The following is a 3,284-nucleotide window of genomic DNA, read 5'->3' on the forward strand; positions in this document are numbered from 1 at the left end:
ATACGCATAAAGAGATCGAATCAAACGGATCACTTGGAACCCAATTTGGCCTTGTAACCACAAACGCCGAGATCAAGATTTTTACTTTTTCAAATTTTAAGATCAAATCTTTAATATCTTCTTGAACCCAATTATTTTCTTCATCAATTAAAGCTAATTCCTCTTTTAATTTTTCTTCATCTTTTTTTATATTATCTAGTTCTAAATTTAACTTTCCTATTTCATTTTTATACTTGATTAAGGATTCATTGTTTCTTTTTAATTCCGTAATAATTTTACTTTTTTCATTTTCAATTCTAATAATTTCAATATTATTTTTTTGAAGTTCTTCTTCTATTTCTTTTAAATTTATTGAATTTTTTTCTATTTTTAATTTTAAATCATTCTTTTCATATTCTAAACTATTTTGTATTTTAGATAGATTATTTATGTCTTTTCTTATCTTTTCTATTCTAGACTTTCTGTTAAGAATATTTCCGCTTACCTTTGGCAAACTTCCTCCAGTAATAGAACCACCTGCATTTATTATATCTCCTTTTAAGGTAACAATTTTATAGGAATAATTATATCTTCTAGCTACTTTATTAGCTAGATCCAAATTGTCTACAATTATGGTTCTACCTAATAAATATTCAAAGAGATTTTTATATTTTTCATCATAAATTACCAGTTCTGAACCTAATCCTAGTATATTATACTTTTCCCTATCATTAGGGCTTATATATAGGGATTTACCTTTAATATTTGAAATAGGCAAAAAAGTCACTCGTCCCAATTTCTTTTCTCTCAGATATTCAATAATAAATTTAGCATCAATTTCGTCTTTTGTAACAATATTTTGTAAGCTTCCTCCTAATCCTACATCTATAGCTTTTTCATATCTTTCTTCAACTTTAATTAAATCAGCTACAACCCCTATTAATCTATTTCTTAAAGATTCAGTTTTTTTACTAGCTAACATTAAGTTTTTAACACTTTTATAATACCCTTCATAGTCTTCTTCCATATTTTTAAGCAAGTTATAATTTGAAATCTTCCCTTGTAATCCTACCTTGTTTTGGTTGATCTCTTTATAAAGTGCATCTAATCTATTCTTATAATCTTCTTCTTCTAATTTCAAGTTAGCTAAATATTTGCCTTGTTTAACTATCGTTTCCTTTTTTTCTTCTTCTTTAATTTCAATTTTCTTTAGTATGTTTTTATCCTCTTTGTTTTTCTTTGATATAAATTCAATTTCTCTTTCTACATGCTTAATTCTTTTGTGAATATTTTCTTTAAAACTTAAAAAACTATTTATTCTATTCTTTTTATCCTGAATTAAATTGTAGACTTCAATTGCATTATCTTTTTTTGTTTCAATTTCTTTTTCTTTTATTTTAATTTTTTCATTTAGTTTTTCTAAATTTATATTTTTTTCGTTATATTCTTCTTTTGAAAGATTGAGTTGTATTACTAAGTTTGATTTTTCATTTAATAACTCAATTTTTTCATCATCTAATTTCTTCAATTTTAAATTTAACTCTTGGATTTCCTTTGTTAATCTTTCTATATCCTTTATATAAAATTTTTTCTTTTCTTCTAATAGTATTAAATCATTCTCATTTTTATTTAATAAATTAAAAGTTTCATTTTTTTCTTTTTCAATTGTATCTATAGACGAATCTAAGTTAGTAATTTTCTCTTTCATTATATTAAATTTATTTTCAATAAGATTTTTTTTATTTATAATTTGTTCCATTTTCATATGGAGCTTTTCTTTTTTTTCAGTACTTCTAGCAATATTCTTTTCTAATTCATCTACTTTTCTAATAAGTAGATTGACTTCAATTTCTTTGAGTTTATTTGAAAACTGAATAAATTCATTTGCTTTTTCAGATTGTTCCTTTAAATTTTCAGATTGATTAGTAAGCTCATGTATTAAATCTTTTATTCTAATTAAATTATTATCGGTTTTTTCTAGTTTTTTTTCTGCCTCTATTTTTTTAGTTTTATACTTGACTATTCCAGCTGCTTCTTCAAAGATATTTCTTCTACCCTCTGGTTTTGTACTTAGTATTTCATCTACTCTACCTTGTCCAATTATTGAATAACCGTCTTTTCCTACTCCAGTATCCATAAAAATCTCTTTAATATCTTTTAATCTACAGGAATTCTTATTTAAATAATATTCGCTTTCGCCAGAACGAAACATCCTTCTAGAAATAGCAACTTCCTGATATTCCACTGGTATGATTCCATCCTTATTATCAAAAGTGATAGTTACCTCAGTATACCCTAAAGGGCGTCTTGTATCAGTACCAGAAAAAATCACATCCTCCATTCTGCTTCCCCTTAAGGTTTTAATACTTTGTTCTCCTAATACCCATCGAATTGCATCAGCTATATTACTTTTTCCACTACCATTCGGTCCTACAATTGCAGTAATGCCTTCTTTAAAATCAATTTCTACCTTATCTGCAAAGGATTTAAAACCATGAATTTCTACTTTTTTTAAGTGCAAATTTAATCACCCTTTAAATTCATATTATTCCTTTTTTCTTTAAATACTCTTCTATAGTTTTGCTTCTATATATTTTATCATAAAATTCGCCTATCGATATGCTTATAATATCATTTTCAATATCTTTACTATATACTTTTATAGATTTTAATCTATACTTATGAAGTAAATAATTAGTATTTGATGATTTCTGACCGACAAGATTTGATATGTTTTTATTGTTTACTTTTACCACCATGTTTTTCTCAATTATATTATTTTTCAACGGCTCCAAATGTTTTTCTAATATAATTCTATATATATAGGATTCTACCAATTGTCTAAATGATGGATGGAAAGGTCCAGCTACAACATCTTTCCCAAGTTGAATGTTTTCTGTAGGCTGCAATCCTACTCTAATCACATTTATATTATGGTACTCAAAGAGCATAAGTAAATGAGCAGATATATCAATTGCCTCCTCAAGAGATAGCGGTTTATAAGAATTTTTTTGATACATCTTTTCTAAGAAAGTATCTTTTATGACTAGAGTTGGATAAATCCTTACACAATAAGGATTTATTTTTATAAACTCTTTAGCAGTATAAATAGCCTTTTCTTTACTATCTCCTACTAAACCTATCATCATTTGTAATCCTAGATTAAAATTATATTCTTTAATTAGTTTAGAGGCCATATAAACCTGGCGTCTGTTATGACCTCTACCACTTCTATTTAACACTGTATCGTCTAAGGATTGAACTCCTAATTCTATCGTATCTACCCCATATTTTTTTAGCAAATC

The 3,284-nt window shown here is 25.9% G+C and carries 2 protein-coding genes; both read right to left on the reverse strand.

Annotated elements, in window-relative coordinates; translation table 11 throughout:
- A partial coding sequence (gene smc / locus VK998_RS12455) for a chromosome segregation protein SMC (RefSeq protein WP_325228856.1) occupies positions 1 to 2,500 on the reverse strand: 2,500 nt, incomplete at its 3' end.
- A 19-nt stretch (positions 2,501 to 2,519) separates the two neighbouring features.
- Positions 2,520 to 3,284, reverse strand: a 765-nt coding sequence (locus VK998_RS12460; RefSeq protein ID WP_325228858.1) for an elongator complex protein 3, incomplete at its 5' end; no start/stop codon positions are given.

The sequence above is a fragment of the Schnuerera sp. genome (assembly GCF_035459645.1).
Taxonomy (GTDB): domain Bacteria; phylum Bacillota; class Clostridia; order Tissierellales; family Tepidimicrobiaceae; genus Schnuerera.